The organism is Methylobacterium sp. WL64 (assembly GCF_008039945.1).
GTDB lineage: Bacteria > Pseudomonadota > Alphaproteobacteria > Rhizobiales > Beijerinckiaceae > Methylobacterium.
The window spans coordinates 1-4,008 of record NZ_VRVA01000225.1 but is presented as its reverse complement, the minus strand read 5'-3'; the positions used below and the strand labels follow the sequence as shown (position 1 = coordinate 4,008).

Sequence of the window (4,008 nt, the reverse complement as noted above, 5' to 3'; positions counted from 1 at the left end):
CCGCCGAGGGCGAGGCCGACATCCGCACCGTCGTCGATACCGCGCGCCTCGCAGGCCGCAGTCCCTTCGGCACCATTCTCAAGACCATCGGCGCCTGAAACCAGCCATCAATGGCGTGGGTAATTACCCATCAAGCTCATCCAGCGCAGCCCGCTCGCCCTTGACGAAGTGGCTGTCGGAGGAGCGAACCGGATCACGGTCGATACTCTTGGCGGAGATCCGCTTGCCGCGGCGGCGCTCGATCGTATCGTCCAGTCCCAGGACCACGGGGCCGCGTTGCGCGAACGCATCGACGAGTAGCCCGAGCAGGATACGGCTGCCGGAGCGCGGGCGCCACGCCGCCCGGTTGAGGATGCGGTGGACGTCCACGAACCGCCGCTGCTGCGCGCAGCCCATGATGCTTGTCAGGGTGCGCTGCCCCGGCGTGAGGATCGCACAGACCAGCAGGTTCTGAGCGTGTCGCCACGAGCGGTGGACGAACAGCGGTGCGAACGCCAGGATGATCCTGGCGAAGCGGGTGGGCAGGGGGAGCATGGCGGTGTCTCTTGGCGGGGACGACACTTGCATATCCGTCACGCCCGCCTCGTCACCTCACATCCTCGACGCGCCGCAAATGGCCAAAGTCGAGCTAAGCATCGGGCGCGTTCGCTGCCACACCTACGGGCAGCAACCGCATGTCTATTTCCTAAAACTCATAGCCGCACAGCAGACCGGCGGCTTCCGGCCAGGCTCCGCCATCGCGTAACAGGCAGCTGATTGTTTCATTCGGGTGGATTTCCGCCGGTCCACTTTTCAGCAGTAATACATAAGACCGGACATTAGCCGGCCGTTCATGCCGCCGGGCAGACCGACATCCGTGACCGGGAGGTCGACGCGCGAATCGGACTGGTGCACATACAGCCCCGCGGCGCTGTCGCCCTCCTCGATCGCCGTGTAGCCGAGGTCCTCCAGTACCTCCGTCACCAGCATGCGCACGGACGGCTCGTGGTCCACGATCAGCACCGTCTCGCCTTATTCGGCCCGCGCAGCCCCGGGGAGCTACGACGCAGTGCCTTCCTCTTCGGTCTCGCCGTAGTGGCATAGCGGATAACCGGGGATGCAGCTTACGCACGCTCCCGGCCTCCGAGTTCGCCGGAAATGGCGTTCTCTGACCCAGCGAATGTACATTCCGCTCGAAGAGATGCTTTGCGAAACCGAGCTCTGGACGAGAGAGCGCTTCTCTGATCTATTATTCCCGAATAGCAGAGGGAGGCCTTGGATGCTCAGCCGTCGCACCTTCTTGGCAGCTTGCTGCGCAGCCCACGCAAGCCCAGCATTCGCGCAAACTCCGCAACGACAATTCGCTTGCGGTAGCGTCGATCGCGGTGCAGGAATCGATCAGAAATCAGAACTCGACCTCTATTCCGTCGAGGGTGGCTTCGAACGGCAGAACCTCGACAACGTGGTTCGACAATTCAGTCTTACCCCCTTCGGAACAGCGAACCTCGCTCATCGCTGGCGCCGGTCTGAAGGCTTAACGCCGAACTCCGGGATAATAACCCTAGGTGTCCACTTTCTGAACGGCGACGGTCAGCAGCGTGCAGTGGTCGAGCGCGGTGCAAACCGTTGGCGGACTGGCGAGCTGGCTAACAAATTAGACTTCCGGTTTGATGTTTCCAGAGATAAAGCCCAAATAACAGTCCTCTTTGGATCGGAAGGAAACAATTCTATCGTCGGCCGCGCTAGTGCAGACTACGCGCAGTCGCAGCCTACAATGAACATAGAGGATGTCGTGGAGTACGTTGCGGCTCATGAATTTGGACATGCGATCGGCTTGCAGCATGAGCACCAAAGTCCGACTGTAGCGATCAAGTGGAACAAACCTGCGGTTCTTGCCGAAATGGCCGCCCAGGGCTGGACTCCACAGATGTGCGAGACAAACATCTTCGCCCGCTATGGTCAGAAGTACGCCTGCGTCGGCAGCCCGAACTTCGATCCAACGTCAATCATGCTCTATCCAATTCCAGGTCGTTGGACACTTGACGGTTATAGTACTGGCACTAACACTTCGATTTCCCCAGACGATCGCGCCTGCGCAGTCGGCATCTACAGCGCGTAGGAGGGCAGATGGAATTCGCGCTGTATGTGCTTGCTGCCGGCGTCGCTCTGGGCGGATTGCCTATTCAGGCCAACGCTCAACCGATGGAAGCGCTTGCGTATATTCGGGTCGGGGTAACTGATCCTATCACGCAAGCGGAGAAAGAGCTTACGCAAGGCTCGGGGTTCCTAATTGATAGAGAAGGCCATATCGTCACTGCGAAGCACGTGGTGCTATTCAAAGAAAAGGAGATCCCCGGCCCTAGGTGGATCCGTGTTGCTCTTCGTGACCGTGGGTCCTTTCCAGTCAACGCTCAGGTTGTAAGGTGCGAAACCGACAGCGTAGACATTTGCCTGATTCGAATTCAGCGGGCTAGCGTTGATGCAGCCAATGTAAAAACGGTGTTTCAGCCAGTATGCCGCCCGCTTGGCGATACAGAGCGGGTTGTCGCCCTTGGTTTTCCTTTCGGCCAGCAGAACCCTGCAATCAGAGTTCCTGGCGATATTACCGGGCCGCTTGCAACAGACAACAAGTATCCCTCGAACGTCCAGATTGTTCCGGGGATGAGTGGCGGCCCGGTCGTTGATGGATACGGCGATGTTGTCGCGGTCAACGCGGGGGCAGCGACGGGCTTTCCGACTTTCACTTTTCTACAGCCATTGTTTTATGGTGAAAGTCTAGTGAGGAGCTCGGGTCAGCAATGTCCGAGTGGGGCGAAGCCCCCGCAAATAGGTCCTGCCTCGCTACCCACTAACGAGATCGTTCGCGTACCTCCCGTCGCAAATTCGCCGGCTTGCGGCACCAAAGAACAAATTGTTAGCCGCACGCAGCCTTCGCAGAACGAAGCAGCACCTACGGCCAAGGACTATTACGAATTGATTGAAGCAGACAAGGGTTGCCGGATTGTTTCGGTCAATCCGGAAACTCGCTCAGCGAACAATAGCTCCGGACCAAATATCACAATCGCACCGGATGGCACGAAAGCGCAGGTATCCTATTCTCTAAGAAGCGGTCCCTTCTTCGATCGCTACCGAGGCTGGATCGATCTTAAGCTCATTGTGAATCAGCAGCCAAATACCTAAGTCGGCTGGCTACTGTTCTTCTCCATTTAAGACTCGCAACAGCCTTTGGGTGGCATGGCTTGGAAGGCCGGCATAAACTGGGTCCCCTCCAACGCTCGCCTTTGCCGCGTCTAGTTGAACCACGGTTGCAAGCTGACGCGCCTCGCGTAGATAGAGTGCGGCAGCGTCGATGTCCTCGTTCTGGCGGCCACTCCCTTGGATGCCCGCGAGGATACCGCGGAGCGCATATATTCGAGAGAGATCGTAAGCAGTGTCAAAACCATATGCTCTGGAAAGCTCAGTGTTCCGAATCAAGGCCCACGCGTTGAGCTGCGCCTTTAGTCCAATTTCATCCAGCGCTTTGAGGAGGTTTGGAGCCACAACCCGTTTACCGTCTTCGTCAGACACTGCAAGTGTGTACATCGCTGCGTCGAGCGTGACCATTGCAAGCACGTTCAGCGGTGAAATGCGATCTTCCGCTCGTTGAATTGAGGAATCTACCTTTCTCCAGGCGCCGGAGTATGCTCGCTGAGCTTTCCAGAGCGCATCTGCCCAATGCTCGGAGGGAGCTTGAAGGGTTTTTCGAGCGCGACGCTGGGTTACTCGTGCTTTCTGATTTAAGTTCTTGAGCAGCTCTGGTTCTCGGTCCAGTGCGCTATCTATTCGTTCGTCGGACAGGATAAGAAACCGGTCGTCCCAACGGTCGGATAGTCTTCCCGATACTGGCCTAGCAAGGTTATAGTGTAATTACCCACCCCCTTGCGCGGGTTGGGTTTCGCTGATTCCCTCGTGGGATGGTTCGTACCGATCTTGAGCGGCTGAGCCGCGAGGAGTTGATCGAACTGGTGCTGCGGCTGCAGCGTCCGGATA

Annotated in this window: 5 protein-coding genes and 1 pseudogene; 2 read left to right on the top strand and 4 right to left on the bottom strand. The window is 58.0% G+C overall.

Annotated features, from left to right (window positions below; translation table 11 throughout):
- Window positions 1-123: 123 nt before the first annotated feature.
- Window positions 124-534 (bottom strand): transposase, encoded by a 411-nt coding sequence (locus tag FV242_RS32985; protein ID WP_246693003.1) that lies wholly within the window; start codon window positions 532-534, stop codon window positions 124-126.
- 279 nt (window positions 535-813) lie between these two features.
- Window positions 814-1,026: pseudogene (locus tag FV242_RS32980) on the bottom strand (response regulator); the annotation flags it as partial.
- 232 nt (window positions 1,027-1,258) lie between these two features.
- Here FV242_RS32980 and FV242_RS32975 point away from each other — a divergent pair.
- Together FV242_RS32975 and FV242_RS32970 are read left to right on the top strand one after the other, a co-directional pair.
- Window positions 1,259-2,098 carry a hypothetical protein gene (locus tag FV242_RS32975; RefSeq protein WP_147941881.1) on the top strand — a complete coding sequence of 280 codons (840 nt, stop codon included), beginning with the start codon at window positions 1,259-1,261 and terminating at the stop codon, window positions 2,096-2,098.
- Window positions 2,099-2,106: 8 nt separating this feature from the next.
- On the top strand, window positions 2,107-3,159 hold the full coding sequence (locus tag FV242_RS32970) for a serine protease (protein ID WP_147941880.1): 1,053 nt from the start codon (window positions 2,107-2,109) through the stop codon (window positions 3,157-3,159).
- Between the two features lie 9 nt (window positions 3,160-3,168).
- On the opposite strand, the gene FV242_RS32965 is transcribed toward FV242_RS32970, so the two are convergent.
- Window positions 3,169-3,582, bottom strand: coding sequence for a hypothetical protein (locus tag FV242_RS32965; protein ID WP_147941879.1), 414 nt, complete (start codon window positions 3,580-3,582; stop codon window positions 3,169-3,171).
- A 215-nt stretch (window positions 3,583-3,797) separates the two neighbouring features.
- The coding region (locus FV242_RS35245; protein WP_210248991.1) for a hypothetical protein at window positions 3,798-4,008 on the bottom strand (211 nt) is incomplete at its 5' end.

Excerpts from the sequence above, each read along its gene's own strand:
- FV242_RS32975 (WP_147941881.1), top strand. The coding sequence starts at position 1,259 with ATGCTCAGCCGTCGCACCTTCTTGGCAGCTTGCTGCGCAGCCCACGCA.
- FV242_RS32965 (WP_147941879.1), bottom strand. The coding sequence starts at position 3,582 with ATGGTCACGCTCGACGCAGCGATGTACACACTTGCAGTGTCTGACGAA.
- FV242_RS32970 (WP_147941880.1), top strand. The coding sequence starts at position 2,107 with ATGGAATTCGCGCTGTATGTGCTTGCTGCCGGCGTCGCTCTGGGCGGA.
- FV242_RS32985 (WP_246693003.1), bottom strand. The coding sequence starts at position 534 with ATGCTCCCCCTGCCCACCCGCTTCGCCAGGATCATCCTGGCGTTCGCA.